This window comes from Bacteroides sp. BFG-606 (assembly GCF_024788145.1).
GTDB lineage: Bacteria > Bacteroidota > Bacteroidia > Bacteroidales > Bacteroidaceae > Bacteroides > Bacteroides vicugnae.
Map to the genome: position 1 here is coordinate 2,056,756 of NZ_JANUIL010000001.1, position 18,798 is coordinate 2,075,553.

The following is an 18,798-nucleotide window of genomic DNA, read 5'->3' on the forward strand; positions in this document are numbered from 1 at the left end:
GTATAGTCTCAATTTCTTCTCGTTTGTCCATCTCCTTCAATGACCCATTTGTAAGAAGTGATTTCCTCCAGTCCCATCGGACCGCGTGCGTGTAGCTTTTGCGTGCTGATTCCGATTTCGGCCCCTAATCCGAATTGTGCCCCGTCAGTGAAAGCGGTAGACACATTGGTGTATACGCAAGCTGCATCTACTATCTTGACAAACAGCGTAGCACGTTCCTTGTCCTCGGTGACGATGCATTCGCTGTGTTTCGAACTATTCTCCTGAATATGTCCCAAAGCGTCTTCGAAGCTTTTTACGGTCTTGACTGCCATTTTATAGTCCAGAAACTCTGTGCCGAAACTTTCTGCCTTTGCATGTTCCAACAGTTCGGCTGGATAGCGGCCTTCCAATGCCTGGTAAGCTTGCGGATCAGCATAAATAATGACATGGCTGTCTTTTAGTTTCTCGCAAATCAGAGGGAGGTCGGCCAGTCTCTTCTCATGTATAATGGTGCAATCCAATGCATTACATACGCTAACTCTACGTGTCTTAGCATTATGAATAATGTCTGCTCCCTTGTTTGTATCCCCAAATTCATCGAAGTAAGTGTGACAGATACCTGCCCCTGTTTCAATGACAGGGATCCTTGCATTCTCGCGTACGAAATGAATAAGACTGCTGCTGCCTCTGGGGATAATCAAGTCTACGTAGCCCACAGCATTCAGTAACGCTGCCGTAGCCTCTCTATCAGCCGGAAGTAATTCTACAATGTGCGGATTGATTTTGAACTTCTTCAATACTTTGTGAATCACACAGATGATGGCCCGGTTGGAACAATCGGCGTCACTTCCTCCTTTCAATATGCAGGCATTTCCGCTCTTCAGACAAAGGGAGAAAACATCAAAGCTAACATTAGGGCGCGCTTCATAAATGATTCCTATGACTCCGAAAGGAACGCTGACTTTTGTCAACTTCATTTCATTGGGACGAACACTCTCTTTCAACACTTTACCCAAAGGAGAGGGGAGTGTTGCTACATTGCGTGTATCTGCGGCAATACCTTTCAAACGTTCTTCCGTCAGTTTCAACCGGTCGTACTTCGGGTCATTTTTGTCCATCCGTGCGAGGTCTTTTTCGTTCTCTGAAAGAATGAAAGGTGTTTCTGCAATTGCTGCGTCAGCTACTGCATTTAAAATTTGATTGATGACATCATCATTCAGTAGGGCTAATTCCCGACTTGCTACTTGTACAGCGGCAAAGATTTCGTTTAAATTTGTAGTCATTTGCTCCTTTTTTGCATTAAATGGAAAGATAAACTATGCAAATATAGTGAATGATGTGAATAAAACTGGTTGAAAATAGAAATAAATGTTGCTCTCTACTATAATATTCCTTTTTGAAGCAGAGTTCGGAAATGAGATCGGAAAGGATATATTTATCTCCATCCTTTTCAATAAAGTCTCGTTCTGTCAGCATTCGTTTATTTCATGTGATTATTTGCTTACTCTCTAGTTCATATTGGTGCAGAAATGAATATTGTTGTGCAAGCACTAATGGCTGGTTGCTCAAAGATTTACTTCTTCATATGCTAGAAACTAGTACTCGTTATGAATGATTTTATTCGTCTGACAACTGTTGAACTTTCGTCTGACAGTTGTTGTTCTTTCGTCTGACAACTGTCAGACGAAAAAGAAACAGTTGTCAGACGAATAGAGTTATACAGTACTGGAGCTAAATTTATTAGACGTAAGATATAAGTATATGTTGATTTGGAATTAATTCAAAACCGTGTAAAAGGGAGCAAATTAAAGCAAACAGTATCTCCTACTGGTGATTATTCGATATATAGATAGTCATAGTGCACTACCGGTTTCTTTCCATGCTTTCCAATTGCTTCTTGTGCCTGTTTGGAGTCGCAGTTCACTTTTCCAACGCCAACCTGGTTTCCTTGAAAGTCCATGATACGTACAATGTCATCTTTCTCAAATTCACCTTCAATATGAGTGATTCCGATCGGGAGGATGCTGACAGCTTTTTCAGAGTTTAAAACTTCTGTAGCGCATTCATTTATATGAATTTCCCCTTTAGCAAAGCCTTCGCTATGGGCAATCCATTTTTTGACACTGGATACCGGTTCGTCTGATGGTATAAAACGTGTACAAAGAGTTTCTTCAGGATGCTGTAGCAAATCTACGAGAATATTATCCCGCTTCCCGTTGGCAATAATCACTGTAATTCCTTCATCGGCAACTTTACGGGCAATATTGGTTTTCGTCAACATCCCCCCCCCGTCCGAAACTGGACTTAGTTGTCTGAATATAGTTGGATAAGTCTTTGCCGTGACCGATCTTCCGGATAACAGAAGAGTTAGGATCGGAAGGAGAACCATTGTAAATCCCGTCAATATTACTTAGGATAATGAGTGCCTGCGTATCCATCATCGAAGCGATGAGTCCGGACAACTCATCATTATCGGTGAACATCAGCTCACTGACGGAAATCGTATCGTTTTCGTTGACAATAGGAATGACATTATTTTCAAGCATTACCGTCATGCAATTTTTCTGATTCAGATAATGGCGGCGAGTTCCAAAACTTTCCTTCGTTGTCAGTACCTGGCCGACAGGGATATTGTGCTCACGGAAAAGTTCGTAGTAACGGTTGATTAGTTTGGCCTGACCCACCGCAGAAAATAATTGGCGCTGATCTACACTATCGAGTTTTTTCTGCGGATGCACTTCACTGCGTCCGGAAGCAACAGCTCCCGAAGAAATCAAAATGATTTCTACCCCGGACTTATGTAATTCCGCTATCTGGTCAACAAGTGCCGACATACGGGTAACGTCCAGCGTTCCGTCGCGGCGTGTCAATACATTGCTTCCTACTTTTACTGCGATTCGTGTAAATTCCTGTTTCATCCTTACTAACGATTTGAAAGCGCAAATATAGAGCTTTTTGCCGATATGTTACCAAAACAGGCTAAAAAGAATTATCTTTGCAGCCAGATAGAGAAAAGATTAACAATGAAACATACAAATCCACAAGTAGAACAGATGACCTCCTTCATTGTAATGGATGTGTTGGAGAGGGCAAACGAATTACAGAAACAAGGTGTTGATATTATTCATTTGGAAGTTGGTGAACCCGATTTTGATGTGCCGTCTTGTGTGTCGGAAGCAGCAAAAGCGGCTTATGATCGTCATCTTACTCACTATACGCATTCTTTGGGGGACCCGGAACTGCGGCGGGAAATTGCTGCTTTTTATCTACGGGAATATGGAGTGACGGTAGATCCGGATTGTATTGTAGTGACTTCCGGTTCTTCTCCATCCATTCTTCTTGCATTAATGTTGCTCTGCAATACGGATAGCGAAGTGATTCTTTCCAATCCGGGATATGCTTGTTACCGTAATTTTGTGTTGGCTACCCAGGCTAAACCTGTTTTGGTTCCTTTGTCTAAAGAATATCTGCAATACGACATAGAAGCTATTCGCAAATGTGTGAATCCACATACAGCGGCTATCTTTATCAATTCTCCGATGAATCCGACCGGAATGTTGCTGGATGAAAAATTCTTGAGAGAAGTGGCAGCACTGGGAGTTCCTGTTATTTCAGATGAGATTTATCACGGACTTGTCTATGAAGGACGTGCGCACAGCATTCTTGAATATACCGATCAGGCTTTTGTCCTGAACGGATTTTCTAAACGTTTTGCAATGACGGGTCTTCGGCTGGGTTATTTGATCGCACCTAAATCTTGTATGCGTTCTTTGCAGAAGTTGCAGCAGAATCTATTTATTTGTGCGTCCAGCGTTGCTCAACAGGCTGGGATTGCTGCATTACGGCAGGCTGATTCGGATGTGGAACGGATGAAGCAGATTTATGATGAGCGTCGCCGGTACATGATTGCTCGTCTTCGGGAAATGGGGTTTGAGATTAAAGTAGAACCTCAAGGAGCATTTTACATTTTTGCCAACGCACGTAAATTTACAACCGACTCTTATCGCTTTGCATTCGATGTACTCGAGCATGCGCATGTCGGCATTACTCCCGGGGTAGACTTTGGAACGGGAGGTGAAGGATATGTACGCTTCTCCTATGCAAACTCATTGGAGAATATCAAAGAAGGACTGGACCGTATCAATCGCTACCTTTCTCGTCCCGGCTTCTGATTAGCTCGGTGGCTGCTTCGTATTCTTCCTCTGTCACGAGGACGGATACGGAAGGAGCGATATAGGGTGCTAATGTCCCCATAATTCCATCTTTAATCACACAACGGATGTTGTTGCTTTCTAATAACCCTTTAATGATCTCGGCTTCCCAAGGGGATCCGGAGAATACTTCTATTGCCTTGCTGTAATCTTCTTCTTTCATGATCTTACTTATTAGGGGTTGTTATCTACAAATATAACAAAAAAGAGAGAGAAATAGTTATTTATTTTCTTAAAAATTATTCGAGTGTGATATGTTTTACGCTAATCTGCTGTTTCAGGAAAGTAGAGGCCGATTCTGAAAACTTTTCTTCCGCTTCGGTTGTGTAAAACTGGCAGTTGCCATTCTTGGTACATTTGGCATCCATTTCGGGATGTCTCTTCAGATAGTCTTTCAGGCTTTCTGCAACATACTCTCCTTGTGCAATTATGCTGATATGATCCGGAATGTATTGCCGGATTTTAGGTAGGAGTATGGGGAAATGGGTACATCCGAGGATGACAGTATCTATTTGAGGATCCTTTGACAGTAATTGGTCGATGTACTTCCGGATAAAATAGTCGGCTCCTTCGTCTTGTGATTCGTTATTCTCAACTAAGGATACCCACATCGGACATGCCGTTCCACTTACCTGAATTTCAGGAAACAGTTTATGTATTTCTAATGGATACGATTCGGATTTGATGGTGCCTGCTGTTGCCAGTACACCGATATGCTGATTCTTGCTAATCTCTCCAATACATTCTACAGTGGGACGGATGACTCCGAGCACACGGCGGGCAGGATCGATTTGGGGTAAATCATTCATCTGAATGCTACGCAAAGCTTTGGCGGAAGCTGTATTGCAAGCTAATATAACCAGATGGCATCCCATATCAAACAGCTTGTTGACGGCTTGTCGGGTGAATTCGTATACGACTTCGAAAGAGCGCGTTCCGTAGGGGGCACGTGCATTATCTCCCAAATAGATATAATCATATTCCGGTAATACTTCTCTAATCTTGTCTAAGATGGTCAGACCTCCGTAGCCGGAGTCGAATACTCCGATTGGGCCGGGCGTATGGGATAGATGTTGCTTCATGACAAACCTGATTTATATATGCAAATGTACACCAAAAAAGGGAAAGAGAAAGAAGATGATCCTTCTTTCTCTTTCCCTTTTGGTATTTCTTTATCCTTGGTCAGATCTTATTTGATACCAAGATTTGCTTTTACCTTGTTAGTCAAGTTGATGCTCTGTGATTCGTTCACGTAAGGAATCGAAGTTCTTGCCAAGTCGAAGATATAGATCACGCCTTCAGCAGCACCTACTGCTTTGATGGCATTGTCCAACTTCTGGTAGATAGGAGCCATTGCATCATTTTGGGCTTTCTGCATTTGTTGTTGAGCATCCTGTTGGAATTGCTCTTGTCTCTGCATCATATCCTGCAACTCTTTTTGTCTTCTTTCAGCGATGTTGGGAGGAAGAGAATCCTTAGCGATAGCTTGTTGGAATTCCTGATATTTCTTGTTGAATTCTTCCTGCGTTCTCTGTAGTTCGGCAGTAAGTTGTTTTTCTAAAGTCTGAATATCATTTTGGGCTTTGGTGAATTCCGGCATCACAGTGATGATTTCCTGTGCATTAATGTGGCCGAATTTCAGGTTCTGTGCAAATACACCCATTGGGAGTGCAAGCAACATTACAAGTGCAATTTTTTTTAGCATAGTTCTATAATTTATTTGAATGATTTTTAGTTATTTCCAGCTGCAAATGTATGAAATTAATTTGAATATCCTAATTTTCTTAGGATTTCATCACTAATATCTATGCGTGGATTTGCAAATATTATACCTGTAGCAGAGGCTCTGTCGATTACCAAATCATATCCATGTTGCTGTGATATAGCTTTTACAGCTTCATAGATATCGTCTTGGATCGGAGTAATCAACTTGTCTCTCATCTTGGCTAATTCGCCTTCCGGACCGAAGTAACTACGCTTCAGTTCGGCTGCTTCTTTTTCCTTTGCTACGATTGCATCTTCTGTCTTTGTTTTTTGTGTGGCAGAAAGAGTGGAAGATTTTGCCTGGTAATCCTGGAACATCTTCTGTGCTTCTTTAGCCAGAGCTTCTACTTCACTCTGGTATTTTTTCGTAGCTTCTTGCATTTGCTCATTAGCGCTTTGAGCTGCCGGAATATTCTTCATAATATATTCCGTATCGATCAGTGCAAATTTCTGTGCATTTGCCGCCATGCTGACAGTAAATAGCATCATAATTAATAGAACAGACTTTCTCATAACGTTTAGTTTTTGATGATACATTAGAATTCTTGTCCTAAGATAAAGTGGAACTGGCTTCCTCCATATTGTTTAGAACCAAATACTTTGTCGAAACCGTAACCCCAGTCAATACCCATCATACCAATCATCGGAAGGAAGATACGAACACCGACACCGGCAGAACGTTTCAACTCGAATGGATTGAATTTCTTGATATCATGCCATGCGTTACCTGCTTCAAGGAAACCTAACACATAAATGTTAGTACTTGTTTCCAGCATCAACGGATATCTTAATTCGATGCCGAGACGTGCATAGGCATAACCTTCAGAACCGTATGGTGTTAATGAGCTGTTTTCGTAACCACGCAAAGCGATACTTTCAGTTGCATAAGTTGAATAACCGGTCATACCGTCACCACCTACGTCGAATGTACCGAACGGAGATTTCTTGTATTGGTTATAGTGACCCAACAGACCGAATTCCGTACGTGTCATTAATACCAGACATTTTGGATGAGCAACCGGATCCATCAGCGGAGTATATGTTTTGCCTTTGAATTTCCATTTGTGGTATTCTATCCATTTATGAAGTTTATTCATGTTGTCCTGGGTGATGCTACCTGTTTCAGGGTTGCTGTAATATCCCTTATAGTCTTTACCGTCCATCAACGAGTAAGGCGGTGTGAACTGAACTGACAGTGAGAAATCTGAACCCGAACGAGGGAAGATTGGGTTGTCAATAGAGTTACGAGCCAAAGTCAATGAAATGCTAAGGTCATTACATTTACCGTTGGTTACCGGGAAATACTGCCAGTCGCTCAAGTTATAGCGTTGGTAAGCTAATTCAGCGGAAAGAGTGAAGTAGTCATCCGGCCATTTCAGACGTTTACCCCAACCTACGGAAAGTCCCCACATCTTGATAGATTTATCCGGGTCATAATAGTTTTCGTAGTTGTTATAGTTACCATAGTTATACATACCATAACCACCGTAGCCGCTATACATACTGTTGTAGTAGTTGTTGAAGTAGCTGGAGTTATAGTAACGGCTGCTGATATCTGTTTGTACAGAGAAGAATGCCGATACGGAGAATGAGTTCGGACGTTTACCGCCAAACCATGGGTCGAAGAATGAAATACTGTATGACTGGTAGTATTTAGCATTCGTCTGTCCGCTGATAGTCAATGTCTGACCGTCACCTTGTGGAAGGATACCACGGTAGTTTTCACCCGGGTGCAACAAGTTGGCTACGGAGAAGTTGGTGAACTTCAAGCTCAACTTACCGATAATACCTGTCTGTCCCCAACCAGCAGAGAATTCCACTTGGTCGTTGGCTTTGGAAGTCAAAGGCAAGCCTATGTCAACAGTTCCGTTCATCGGATCCGGTTGAATATCCGGTTGCAGCTTTTCCGGGTCAAAGTGTCCCATCTGCTGGATTTCACGCAAGGAACGCATCAAGTCTTCTTTGCTGAACAATTGTCCCGGACGAATACGAAGTTCCCGGCGAACAACGTTTTCATACAAACGGTCATTACCACTGATCTTGATCTTATTGATAGTAGCCTGACGGCCTTCATAGATTCTCATTTCGAGGTCGATAGAGTCGCCGACAATATTTACTTCTACCGGGTCGAGATTATAGAACAGGTAGCCGTTGTTGTAATATAAGTTACCGATAGCGTCATCATCTGTAGAAACACGTTCGTTCAATAACTTCTGGTTGTATACGTCACCTTTCTTCATGCGAAGCAAGAAGTTCAACTGTTCTGACGGATAAAGAGTGTTACCCACCCATGTAACATTACGTAGATAATATTTCTGTCCTTCGTCTATATTCAAATAAACGTTTACAGTCTTTTCGTCATACTGTGAAACGCTGTCTTTTACAATCATTGCATCACGGTATCCCAACTCATTATACTTGTCGATAATCAGCTGCTTATCTGCTTCGAAGTTTTCCGGCACGAATTTTTTGGTGCGGAACAAATTGCGAAGTTTACCTTTCTCATTGGTTTTCTTCATTACTTTCTTCAGCTTGGAAGCCTTGATTGCATGATTACCAACGATTTGGATTTCGTGTACTTTGATTTTTTCTTTCTTGTCGATATCAATGTCAACGATCACCTGATTTTCGCTGGATGGATCGTCTTTCTGCGAGATAATAACTTCTGCATTTTTGAATCCTTTATCGTCGAAATAGCGTTTGATCAATGTCTTGGCACGGTCTACGGTATTCGGAGTGATTTGCATACCTTTTACCATCCCTAACTTGGCCTCAAGATCGGTGCGTTCCGACTTCTTCACACCGTGATAGCGCACATCTGCGATACGCGGGCGTTGTGTCAGACTGATTTTTAACCAGATTTTGTCGCCTTCAATTTTCTCGGCTGTGATTTGTACATTTGAGAACAAACCATGACGCCAATAACGTTTGATTGCTCCAGTAATTTCGTCACCCGGCACAGTAATTGTTTGTCCTACCGATAGTCCGGATAGTCCAATCAATACATAGTCTTCATAATTCTTTACGCCTTCGACTTTAATATCTGCTATCTCATACTTTTTGGGTGTTCCAGAGTATAAGATGACAGGTTTCGAGTCTTCATCAGTGTTAGCATTTTGCGCAATGCCTGTTGTCGCAAAGCAGCACAGGCAGACAAACGTTATGAATATAAAGGAAATACGATAATGCATTTATGTTATAATTTGATGTTTCGAGTTATATTAGCTGATCTGTTCACTGGTTTTGCCGAATCGGCGTTCCCTTTGTTGATATTCCCAAATGGCTTTGTAGAGTTCTTCTTTGTTGAAGTCAGGCCAAAAAGTATCACAAAAATAAAGCTCCGAATAAGCGCATTGCCATAAGAGGTAATTGCTTAGCCGGATTTCTCCTCCCGTGCGGATCAGTAGATCCGGGTCGGGCATAAACTTAGTTTCCAGATGAGATGCGATGCATTCATCAGTTATTTGTTCGGGAGATATTTCTCCAGTTTTTATCAGTGTTGCTATTTGTCGTACAGCTTCGGTTATTTCCCAACGGGATGAATAACTAAGAGCTAATACCATACACATGCCACTATTTTGGGATGTGCGTTCTATGCATGATGCCAAACTTTTCTGAACTTCAACAGGTAACTTTTTGAAATCACCGATTACATTGAAGCGGATATTGTTTTTCATCAATGTCTCTTCTTCAATAGATTCTAGCAATAGATTCATCAGAGCCGCAATTTCGTCTTGCGGCCGATTCCAGTTCTCGGTTGAGAAGGTGTACAGTGTCAGGTACTTGATTCCCAAACGGGCGGCATCTTCGGTAATATTCTGTACCGTTTCTGCGCCAGCACGGTGACCATAAGTACGTTCTTCCCCTCGTTGTTTTGCCCATCGTCCGTTCCCATCCATAATGATGGCCACGTGTTGTGGTATCCGAGTTTTGTCTATTTGTTCTATATAGGACATCTTTTTATTTTAAACGTATACGTTTTTATTTGCCAGCTTTTGCCAAATCAAACCATAGCTGATTAAGACGGCCACGCCAAACTTCTGATTTATAAGAATAAGTATGGTGGTTCGTAGCTCGTGTACTATCGTCATCTTCTACTTCTTCATCAAAGCTAGCATTGCCTGCACTGAAAAGAATATAGATACTGTTGTTGTCTTTATTTACTACGGTTGAATAGCTTGTTCTACCCCTGAATTCCGGCTTCTCCGGACTTGGTTTAAAGTCTGACTCACTCCAATCCTGATAAGGTAGATAAAATTTCTTATTTGCCTTTTTCCATGCAATACCTGCTTCAGAAATATAGAAAGATTCAAATTTCTCTCCGAAAATATAGAACTTATTGTTATAATATATTATGGAAGGATTAGTCAATGCAGGACAACTTGTATCTACATTATTGGGTGGTAGTGGAATCCATATCTCTCCCATATATGCCCAAGGTACAATCGTTTCGGTTTCTCCAACAGTTGGTTGATTTTTATATTTACCGATTAACATGATACCTTCCTGGTTCGTAGCTGTTGTATAGGTAGTGTAGGAAATATTGCCAATCGGGAAGTCATCCGGTACTTCTTGAAGCTTCTTTTCTGCCTCTGCTATAGATGCGATTTCAGCGGTTGAATCAAATACTTTCTTGCCGTCATCAGTCTTGATATATGTTATTTTATTACTTAGTGGTGCCAGAAGCAAATTGACGTGATTGCCACTAAACAAATCTGACTCTAACCATGTTGTTCCGTCTGTAGACTCATATACCTTTCCGTCTTCTGTTGCAGATGTTGCATACAGTTTCTTCTTATATGATAAAATAGAAGAAGGGAGCTTGTCATCAAATTTAGATTTGCTGTCACTCACAACACTTGAGCTCCAATTCATCGTGTTACCTATTTGTGCACGATATACCATAAGGCTACCATTAACAACAGAATAAGTTAGGATATCATTTTCTAAAGCTACTGACTTTTGTTCTCCTGTGAGGTTAGCTTCGTCAATGTTCCCACAGTAATTCCATCTCAATGAATCAGGATCATGCCGATGCACATTTACCTTAATAGTATATTCCTTAGTCTGATTAGGAGATACTCCTGCTAAAGCTTCTGTCGACCATACCTTTATAATAAGTGGTTCTCGGAGATCAATAGAATCATTGATGTTTATGACAGAATCGTTACCGCTTTTGTCTTTCATTGTTACGACACCAGATGCCGTAGTTAATGTTTTGATTAAAATCTTGTCAATGATGGTGTCGGCATGAACAGGAAGAGAGTCTTCGTTATAAATTTCACGTGATAATTGATCAATAGTGAATTTATAACTCCCAAGGCCTGCTGTGTCAAGTTCAAACGCATGGATAGTTGCATCCGGGCTATATTCGATGTTATTATCGTCATCAAGACATGACGTTATAACAAATGACACCATGAAAAAACTCGCAATGAATGATAAAAACTTTATTCTCATTTGAAAGATTGTGTTTATTTACAAGTTGCAAAAATAGAAACATTTTTTCCGATAATGAACATTACAGGTAAGTTTTATATAAAATTATAGATAATAATACTGTTTTTATCGACGTAAAACCCCCTGAATAGAACTATCTTAGCTATATCCGGTGAACATAATGCCAAAATTGTCTTTCGAAGTGTTCTTCTATCGAATAACTATAATTATCGTTCATTTGGGGTGCTTTAACACCGGAATGTAGCCAGCTGGGGCACTTCTCGATATACGCCTCGTCCCATAGTTCATTATCGATGAATGATTGCAGCAATTGACTGCCTCCTTCTACCAGTAAGGATTGTATTTTCCGTTGATACAGTACCTCCATAATCTGCTCCAGTGGGTTATGATTGAAGTCGATGGAGATATATGTGATGTTGGTTCTTTCTGGCTGTTTCTTTTCAGTAAAGACTAATGTTGGCACATTTCCATCGAATATTTGTAAATCATTCGGAAGAGATAATGTGCGATCTAATACGATGCGTATTGGATGATGCCCATACCAGTTGCGTACCGTTAGCGACGGATTATCCAATAAAGCCGTTCGTCTGCCTACCATAATAGCATCGGCCTCCGCTCTTTTTTTATGTACTAGCATTGAAGTGAGAGGAGAGGAGAGTATCACAGGCATTCCACCTGTACGTTCTATGTCAATAAAACGATCGGCTGACTCTGCCCATTTTAACGTGATAAAAGGCCGATGAAGTGTATTGAAAGTAATAAAACGACGAATCAGCGATTGACATTCTTCCTCTAATATGCCGACTGTAACTTCCCGTCCGGCATCCAGTAATTTCTGAATTCCTCGTCCGGCTACTTCAGAAAAGGGGTCCTGACAGCCGATAACAATGCGTGGAATCTGTTTCTCTATAATCAGATCCGCACAAGGAGGCGTTTTCCCGTAGTGGGAGCAAGGTTCCAGACTGACATAAATCGTAGAATGTTTCAATAAAGACTCATCTTTGACAGAACGGATTGCGTTGACCTCCGCATGTGCCTCTCCGCAACGAATGTGATAGCCTTCACCGATAATACGTCCGTTACATACGATAACAGCCCCTACCATCGGGTTTGGAGGCACATTGCATAACCCTTTCTTTGCAAGCTCAATGCAACGCCTCATGTATTTTTCTTCTTCCATTTTGGTGCTCTTCGCCATATTATTCTTACTTTTGCACTCCGAAATTGTGAAAATATGAATCGTATCACCGCTTACATTCGCCATTCTTTGCAGGAAATCTATCCGCCGGAAGAGATAAAAGCTCTTTCAATGCTGATTTGTTGCGACATGTTAGGCTTAGATGCGCTCGATATTTACATGGGCAAAGATATAATTTTATCCGAATGCAAACAGCGTGAATTAGAAAACATTATATTCCGTTTACAGAAAAATGAACCTATACAGTACATTCGCGGTTTTGCAGAGTTTTGTGGAAGGAATTTTAAGGTTGCTTCCGGCGTGTTAATCCCTCGGCCGGAGACCGCGGAACTCGTAGAGCTAATAGTAAAGGAGAACCCGAATGCACGTCGTTTGTTAGATATAGGTACAGGAAGCGGATGCATTGCGATCTCTCTGGATAAAAAACTTCCGGATGTAGCCGTAGAGGCTTGGGATATTTCGGAAGAAGCGTTGTCTATTGCCCGTAAAAACAATGAAAATTTAGAAGCCGGGGTGAGATTTCTGCAAAGAGATGTGCTGTCCGATGACTGGGAAAAAGTACCGTCTTTTGATGTGATCGTCAGTAATCCGCCTTATGTGACTGAAACGGAAAAGAACGAAATGGACGCTAATGTCCTTGAGTGGGAACCGGGTTTGGCTTTGTTCGTTCCTGATGAGGACCCTTTACGGTTTTATAATCGTATAGCCTGTCTGGGAAGTGAATTGTTATTGCCGGGCGGAAAACTTTATTTTGAAATCAACCAGGCTTATGGCCGGGAAACAGCACACATACTTGAAATGAACCAATATCGTGATGTTCGTGTTATAAAAGACATATTTGGAAAAGATAGAATAGTTACAGCTAACCGATGAGTGCACAATTAACTGATGAAGAGGCTTTAAATCGCGTAGCCTCTTACTGCTCCACTGCCGAGCATTGCCGGGCAGAAATAAATGAGAAGTTACAACGTTGGGGGATTGCCTATGATACCATTGCGCGTATTCTTGACCGACTGGAATCAGAGAAGTTCATTGATGATGAACGTTTCTGCAGGGCTTTTGTGAATGACAAGTTCCGCTTTGCCAAGTGGGGGAAAATGAAAATAGCCCAAGGGCTTTACATGAAGAAAATCCCTTCTGATGTGGCATGGCGTTATCTGAATGAAATTGATGAAGAAGAATATCTTTCTATTCTGCGTGACTTGCTGACTTCCAAGCGGAAAAGTATCCATGCGGCAGACGATTACGAATTGAATGGAAAGCTGATGCGATTCGCTATGAGTCGTGGATTTGAATTGAAAGATATCAAGCGTTGTATTGACATTCCCGATGAAGAGGAACAAATTGACTGAAAAAATAAACGGATTCTTCTTTTTATTCTCATTCAATTTCTGTACTTTTGCGGCAAATAATTAATAGTTAGTTTAGTTATGAAAAACTTAGAGAGACTATTTGCGGAGAAACTGTTGAAGATTAAGGCTATTAAACTTCAACCCGCTAACCCTTTTACATGGGCTTCTGGATGGAAATCCCCCTTTTACTGTGACAACCGTAAAACTCTGTCCTATCCTTCTCTTCGTAATTTTGTGAAGATTGAAATTACACGTCTGATATTAGAACGATTCGGACAGGTGGATGCGATTGCTGGTGTGGCTACAGGCGCTATTCCGCAGGGAGCTTTGGTAGCTGATGCATTGAATCTGCCGTTCGTGTATGTTCGTTCTACCCCCAAAGATCATGGATTGGAAAACCTGATTGAAGGTGAACTTCGTCCGGGCATGAAAGTCGTAGTCGTAGAAGATTTGATTTCTACTGGTGGTAGTAGTTTGAAGGCTGTTGAAGCAATTCGTCGCGATGGTTGCGAAGTGATCGGTATGGTTGCAGCGTATACATACGGATTCCCGGTAGCTGAAGAGGCGTTCAAAAATGCGAAGGTGACTTTGGTAACATTGACCAATTATGAAGCAGTACTTGATGTCGCTCTTCGTACAGGCTATATTGAAGAAGAAGACATACAGACATTGAACGAATGGCGTAAAGACCCTGCTCATTGGGATGCTGGAAAATAAGATTCATTTTTTGATCAAACATATTTGGTAAAAAGAACTGTTCGGACAATATTTGGCCGGATTGTTCTTTTTTTGTTTTATACTAATAGAAATTTATGAGTAATTTTGAGAGTAGTGTCAAGGTAATACCTTACAGTCAGGAACGCGTATATAATAAACTTTCGGATTTGAGTAATCTGGAAGCTGTCAAAGATCGTTTACCGAAAGATAAGGTACAGGATTTGAGTTTTGATTCGGACACGTTAAGCTTTAGTGTCCCTCCTGTTGGGCAACTGACTTTGCAAATTGTAGAGCGTGATCCATGTAAATGTATAAAGTTGGCAACAACTAACTCTCCACTTCCCTTTAATATGTGGATTCAACTGGTTGAAACTGCAGAAGAAGAGTGCAAGGTGAAGGTGACTATCGGTATGGATCTTAATCCGTTTATGAAAGCAATGGTACAGAAACCTCTTCAGGAGGGTTTGGAGAAGATGGTTGATATGCTGGCAGTTATTGAATATTAAAAAACAAGTATTAAGTATTAGGTATTAAGTATTAACCGCAGTCACTTTGGCTCATGCTGTTGTGCTTAATACTTAATACTTAACACTTAATACTTAAACTTATTTTTTATGGCACAGAAACTTTGGGAGAAGTCCGTACAGGTGAATAAGGATATCGAACGTTTCACGGTAGGTCGTGATCGTGAGATGGATCTTTATTTGGCCAAGCATGATGTGCTCGGCTCTATGGCTCACATTACGATGCTTGAAAGTATCGGTTTGTTGACAAAAGAAGAACTGGAACAGTTGCTGGCAGAGTTGAAGAGTATTTATGCCTCGGCTGAAAAAGGTGAATTTATCATAGAAGACGGGGTGGAAGATGTACATTCACAGGTAGAACTGATGTTGACCCGTCGTTTGGGTGATATCGGAAAGAAAATACATAGTGGTCGTTCCAGAAATGATCAGGTCTTATTGGATTTGAAACTTTTTACCCGTACACAAATAAAAGAAGTTGCCGAAGCTGTAGAGCAACTTTTCCATGTACTGATTCGTCAGAGCGAACGATATAAAAACGTTTTGATGCCAGGGTATACCCACTTACAGATTGCAATGCCTTCTTCTTTTGGTTTGTGGTTTGGTGCCTATGCCGAGAGTCTCATGGACGATATGCTGTTTTTGCAGGCCGCATTTAAAATGTGTAATCGTAATCCATTAGGTTCTGCAGCAGGGTATGGTTCGTCCTTTCCTTTGAACCGGACAATGACAACCGACTTGCTTGGCTTTGATTCGATGAATTACAATGTTGTGTATGCTCAAATGGGGCGTGGGAAAATGGAACGTAATGTTGCTTTTGCATTGGCTACGATTGCCGGAACCATTTCCAAGTTAGCTTTTGATGCCTGCATGTTTAATAGCCAGAACTTTGGTTTCGTGAAATTGCCCGATGACTGTACCACGGGGTCCAGCATTATGCCCCATAAGAAGAATCCCGATGTTTTTGAACTGACACGTGCTAAATGTAATAAACTGCAATCGCTTCCTCAACAGATCATGATGATTGCGAATAATTTGCCTTCCGGCTATTTCCGTGATTTGCAGATTATAAAAGAAGTTTTCCTGCCTGCTTTTCAGGAATTGAAAGACTGTTTGCAGATGACAACTTACATCATGAATGAAATAAAGGTCAATGAGCATATCCTCGATGATGATAAATACCTCCTTATTTTTAGCGTGGAAGAAGTGAATCGTCTGGCACGTGAAGGTATGCCTTTCCGTGATGCATATAAGAAGGTTGGTTTGGATATTGAAGCTGGAAAATTCTCTCATACAAAAGAAGTACACCATACTCATGAAGGTAGTATTGGCAACCTTTGCAATGCGGAAATCTCAGCATTGATGCAGCAAGTGATCGATGGATTCAACTTTTGTGGAATGGAGAAAGCGGAGAAAGCACTGCTTGGAAGATAAAATAAACTTTCGGAGGATAGTTTTTTAAACTTTCCTCCGAAAAGATTTGGCAGAAACAAGTAAACTACTTATCTTTGCACCCGTTGAAAAAACGCGGAAATAGCTCAGTTGGTAGAGCATAACCTTGCCAAGGTTAGGGTCGCGAGTTCGAGTCTCGTTTTCCGCTCTTTCTTTGAAAGGATGCTCGAATGGTGGAATGGTAGACACGAAGGACTTAAAATCCTTTGGCCATTGCGGCTGTGCGGGTTCAAGTCCCGCTTCGAGTACGAGTATTCTTTATAGGCTTTATGAATCATTGATTCATAAAGCCTTTTTTATTTTTATGGGTGTGTAATCTACATTTGTTTTGTTTGAGGGAGCTTTGTAGTAATGGCTACTTGAAAAAATAAATCAAAAAACAGTAATAATATTTTTTTATTGTGTTATTAATCTTTTATTTTGCTTTCAGATTATAATCTTGTAATAGATATTATATTAATCATTTCTTTAACCTTATACATGGTACATTTGATTTAACCGTTAACACTGAAAAATACTAGAGAGATGGAAAATAACGACAAGCAGATTGAATTAAAGTTTCAGAGGTTTTTTACTGTGAATTTTCCGAAAGTAAAAAACTTTGCTCAAATGCTGCTTAAATCGGAAAGTGATGCAGAAGATGTGGCTCAAGATGTTTTTTGTAAGCTTTGGCTGCAGCCGGAGTTATGGCTGAATAATGATAAAGAACTAGACAATTATATCTTTATAATGACTAGAAATATAGTTCTGAACATCTTTAAGCATCAACAGGTAGAGCAAGAATATCAGGCGGAGGTTATAGAAAAGACTTTTCTTTATGAATTGACAGAGAAAGAAGAGATCTTGAATAATGTATATTATAGGGAGATGCTGTTGATTATTCAGTTGACCTTGGAAAAGATGCCGAAACGTCGTCGGTTGATATTCGAACTTAGCCGTTTTCGAGGATTAAGCCATAAAGAAATAGCTGATAAACTCGATGTTTCTATTCGTACTATAGAGCATCAGGTTTATCTGGCATTGATCGAATTAAAGAAGGTACTCCTCTTTTTAATTTTTTTCTCCAATATTTTTAAGTAGTGTGTTCGTAGTAGTTGTATTTAGTGTATAAAGCCCAAAAAAGAAAGAAAAAGATTCATGAAAAATTATATTCAACAACTCATAGAATTGTTCGGCCATAACAACTATTCAGCCGATACACAGAAGAAAGTGCAACAGTGGTTGGCTGATGAGGAGCATGTTGATGAAAAGAATGAGGCTCTTCATGAGCTTTGGAAACAAGCAGAAGGACAGAGAGCACCTGATGGTATGCAACAATCAATACAACGAATGCGGCAGAATCTGGGAATGCAGTCTGCCACTTCGCAGAGAAATTACCAGTTACTTATATGGAGAGCTGCAGCTATTTTCTTGTTAGCTGTCTCATCCATTTCTATCTATCTGATGTTGGAAAAGGACCGACCAGAAAAAGATTTGGTTGAATGCTATATACCAACAGCCGAAACTCGTGAACTTACATTACCGGATGGTACACATGTCATGCTGAATTCAAAGAGTACACTACTATATCCGGAACAATTTACAGGAGAAACTAGAAGTGTATATTTGATTGGTGAGGCCAACTTTAAAGTGAAACCGGATAAGAAGCATCCTTTCATTGTAAAGGCGAATGATTATCAAGTTACAGCTTTGGGAACAGAGTTTAATGTAAATGCTTATCCTGACAGCAATGAATTAATTGCCACATTATTGGAAGGTCGTGTGAAAGTGGAATTTAATAATTTAATGTCAAATATTATTTTAAAGCCTAATGAACAGTTGGTCTATGACAAACATACGAAAGCGCACAATTTGCGGATGCCTGAGATAGATGATGTGACGGCATGGCAACGTGGGGAATTGGTTTTTAGTAATATGCATCTGGAGGATATTTTTACAAATCTTGAACGTAAATTTCCTTATGCCTTTGTATATAGCCTTCATAGTCTGAAAAAGAATACATATAGTTTCCGTTTCTCCAAACAGGCTAATTTGGAGGAAGTTATGAAGATTATATCGCAAGTTGTAGGAAATGTAAACTATGTTGTCAAGGGAAATAAGTGCTATGTAACTAGCAAAGAATAAATATATTGTAGAACCTT

General features: G+C 40.6%; 17 protein-coding genes, 2 tRNA genes and 1 pseudogene. 10 read left to right on the forward strand and 10 right to left on the reverse strand.

Annotated features, from left to right (window positions below; translation table 11 throughout):
• Positions 1 to 8 precede the first annotated feature (8 nt).
• Together NXV01_RS07310 and proB are read right to left on the reverse strand one after the other, a co-directional pair.
• A complete protein-coding gene (locus NXV01_RS07310; protein WP_258979372.1) occupies positions 9 to 1,265 on the reverse strand; it encodes a glutamate-5-semialdehyde dehydrogenase in 1,257 nt (418 codons plus the stop codon).
• Positions 1,266 to 1,816: 551 nt separating this feature from the next.
• A pseudogene (gene proB / locus NXV01_RS07315) lies at positions 1,817 to 2,900 on the reverse strand (glutamate 5-kinase).
• Between the two features lie 105 nt (positions 2,901 to 3,005).
• Between proB and NXV01_RS07320 the strand changes: the two are divergent.
• The gene (locus NXV01_RS07320) at positions 3,006 to 4,154 is read left to right on the forward strand and encodes a pyridoxal phosphate-dependent aminotransferase (RefSeq protein WP_148363962.1); all 1,149 of its coding nucleotides are present in this window, start codon (positions 3,006 to 3,008) and stop codon (positions 4,152 to 4,154) included.
• On the opposite strand, the gene NXV01_RS07325 is transcribed toward NXV01_RS07320, so the two are convergent.
• The 8 genes from NXV01_RS07325 to ribD all read right to left on the reverse strand — a co-directional run bounded on the left by NXV01_RS07325 (position 4,123) and on the right by ribD (position 12,615).
• Complete coding sequence (locus NXV01_RS07325) at positions 4,123 to 4,356, reverse strand: DUF2007-related protein (protein ID WP_004299777.1); 234 nt, start codon at positions 4,354 to 4,356, stop codon at positions 4,123 to 4,125. The two genes, NXV01_RS07320 and NXV01_RS07325, sit on opposite strands and share 32 nt — an antisense overlap.
• Before the next feature lie 76 nt (positions 4,357 to 4,432).
• A complete protein-coding gene (gene murI / locus NXV01_RS07330) occupies positions 4,433 to 5,275 on the reverse strand; it encodes a glutamate racemase (RefSeq protein WP_148363961.1) in 843 nt (280 codons plus the stop codon).
• A gap of 107 nt (positions 5,276 to 5,382) precedes the next feature.
• Positions 5,383 to 5,898 (reverse strand): OmpH family outer membrane protein, encoded by a 516-nt coding sequence (locus NXV01_RS07335; RefSeq protein WP_117935535.1) that lies wholly within the window; start codon positions 5,896 to 5,898, stop codon positions 5,383 to 5,385.
• A 56-nt stretch (positions 5,899 to 5,954) separates the two neighbouring features.
• On the reverse strand, positions 5,955 to 6,470 hold the full coding sequence (locus tag NXV01_RS07340) for an OmpH family outer membrane protein (RefSeq protein WP_074637331.1): 516 nt from the start codon (positions 6,468 to 6,470) through the stop codon (positions 5,955 to 5,957).
• A 23-nt stretch (positions 6,471 to 6,493) separates the two neighbouring features.
• Entirely contained in the window at positions 6,494 to 9,148 is a 2,655-nt protein-coding gene (gene bamA / locus NXV01_RS07345) for an outer membrane protein assembly factor BamA (RefSeq protein WP_074556722.1), read from the reverse strand.
• Positions 9,149 to 9,178: 30 nt separating this feature from the next.
• Positions 9,179 to 9,913: an isoprenyl transferase gene (locus tag NXV01_RS07350; RefSeq protein ID WP_008997927.1), complete on the reverse strand. Its 735-nt coding sequence runs from the start codon at positions 9,911 to 9,913 to the stop codon at positions 9,179 to 9,181.
• Positions 9,914 to 9,938: 25 nt separating this feature from the next.
• Positions 9,939 to 11,417: a DUF6242 domain-containing protein gene (locus NXV01_RS07355; protein ID WP_259022085.1), complete on the reverse strand. Its 1,479-nt coding sequence runs from the start codon at positions 11,415 to 11,417 to the stop codon at positions 9,939 to 9,941.
• Between the two features lie 142 nt (positions 11,418 to 11,559).
• Positions 11,560 to 12,615, reverse strand: a complete 1,056-nt coding sequence (gene ribD / locus NXV01_RS07360; protein WP_259022086.1) for a bifunctional diaminohydroxyphosphoribosylaminopyrimidine deaminase/5-amino-6-(5-phosphoribosylamino)uracil reductase RibD — start codon at positions 12,613 to 12,615, stop codon at positions 11,560 to 11,562.
• A gap of 36 nt (positions 12,616 to 12,651) precedes the next feature.
• Here ribD and prmC point away from each other — a divergent pair, with 36 nt between their 5' ends.
• The 9 genes from prmC (at position 12,652) to NXV01_RS07405 (ending at position 18,781) form a co-directional block, all read left to right on the forward strand.
• Positions 12,652 to 13,488 (forward strand): peptide chain release factor N(5)-glutamine methyltransferase, encoded by an 837-nt coding sequence (prmC, locus tag NXV01_RS07365; protein ID WP_259022087.1) that lies wholly within the window; start codon positions 12,652 to 12,654, stop codon positions 13,486 to 13,488.
• Positions 13,485 to 13,967, forward strand: a complete 483-nt coding sequence (locus NXV01_RS07370) for a regulatory protein RecX (RefSeq protein ID WP_148363957.1) — start codon at positions 13,485 to 13,487, stop codon at positions 13,965 to 13,967. Before prmC ends, NXV01_RS07370 begins: the two co-directional genes overlap by 4 nt.
• A 78-nt stretch (positions 13,968 to 14,045) precedes the next feature.
• Positions 14,046 to 14,684, forward strand: a complete 639-nt coding sequence (gene pyrE / locus NXV01_RS07375; RefSeq protein WP_004299787.1) for an orotate phosphoribosyltransferase — start codon at positions 14,046 to 14,048, stop codon at positions 14,682 to 14,684.
• Positions 14,685 to 14,779: 95 nt separating this feature from the next.
• Positions 14,780 to 15,190, forward strand: a complete 411-nt coding sequence (locus tag NXV01_RS07380; protein WP_148363956.1) for an SRPBCC family protein — start codon at positions 14,780 to 14,782, stop codon at positions 15,188 to 15,190.
• Positions 15,191 to 15,298: 108 nt separating this feature from the next.
• Positions 15,299 to 16,639 carry an argininosuccinate lyase gene (argH, locus tag NXV01_RS07385; RefSeq protein WP_148363955.1) on the forward strand — a complete coding sequence of 447 codons (1,341 nt, stop codon included), beginning with the start codon at positions 15,299 to 15,301 and terminating at the stop codon, positions 16,637 to 16,639.
• Between the two features lie 93 nt (positions 16,640 to 16,732).
• Positions 16,733 to 16,805 (forward strand) — tRNA-Gly (locus tag NXV01_RS07390).
• A 16-nt stretch (positions 16,806 to 16,821) separates the two neighbouring features.
• Positions 16,822 to 16,905, forward strand: a tRNA-Leu gene (locus tag NXV01_RS07395).
• A 277-nt stretch (positions 16,906 to 17,182) separates the two neighbouring features.
• The gene (locus NXV01_RS07400) at positions 17,183 to 17,737 is read left to right on the forward strand and encodes an RNA polymerase sigma-70 factor (protein ID WP_259022088.1); all 555 of its coding nucleotides are present in this window, start codon (positions 17,183 to 17,185) and stop codon (positions 17,735 to 17,737) included.
• A 57-nt stretch (positions 17,738 to 17,794) separates the two neighbouring features.
• Entirely contained in the window at positions 17,795 to 18,781 is a 987-nt protein-coding gene (locus NXV01_RS07405; protein ID WP_258979377.1) for a FecR family protein, read from the forward strand.
• Positions 18,782 to 18,798: the final 17 nt, after the last annotated feature.